Source organism: Angustibacter peucedani, from assembly GCF_054779595.1.
Genome location: NZ_BAAGXY010000164.1, coordinates 1 through 764 on the forward strand (window position 1 = coordinate 1; position 764 = coordinate 764).

At 79.5% G+C, this 764-nt stretch carries 1 pseudogene; it reads right to left on the minus strand.

Going from position 1 to position 764, the window contains the following annotated elements:
• Positions 1–764, minus strand: a pseudogene (locus ACYVJ4_RS18485) (hypothetical protein); the annotation flags it as partial.

Here is a 764-nt window from a genome sequence, read left to right on the forward strand (position 1 = left end):
GCAGTCCCACCGCCAGCAGCAGCACCGCCGGGAGCACCAGCGGCACCAGGCGGCGGTCGGCCCAGGGGTGGTCCGGCGTGATGCCCGGCCGGTAGAGGGTGAGGGCGGTCGAGCCGATCGCGACCACCACGGGCGCGGCCCACGGCGGCAGCGCGTCGTCGTCCGCCCAGGCGCGGCCGAGCACGTGCGCCGCGGCCACGGCCCCGACCAGCGCGAGCAGCGCCACCGGCAGCCCGACCCACCACACGACCCAGACGGCGCTGTGCTCAGCGTAGGTGCGACCGCCGTCGACCGCCAGGCCCTGCGCCAGCTGCAGGCCGGCCACCACCCGCGAGCCGGGGTCGGCGGCGCTCTGCCGCGCGGTCTGCCACAACGGGCGCGAGGCGAGCGCCAGACCGACCACCGCCACCAGCGCCGGCAGCAGCCGCGGCAGCGCGAGCCGCGCCCGCACCGGCAGCCGTCGTCCGGACCGCCCCAGCGCCAGCACCGTGGCCGCCACGAGAGCCAGCAGCACCAGCGCGGCGCCCAGCGGCAGCAGCGAGCCCTTGATCGAGGCCACGTACGGGCGGGTCAGCAGGGCCGCCGTCCCGGCCGCGACGGCGGTCGAGACCGCGAGCCCGACCACGAGCGGCCCGGCCGCCGCCCGTTCCCGCGAGCCCGGACGACGCAGCGCCAGCAGCGCGGCCACCGGCAGCAGCAGCGCGGTCTCGCGCAGCGCGTCGACCCGCACCAGGGCGACGCCGCCGAGCAGCAACCCGGCCAGC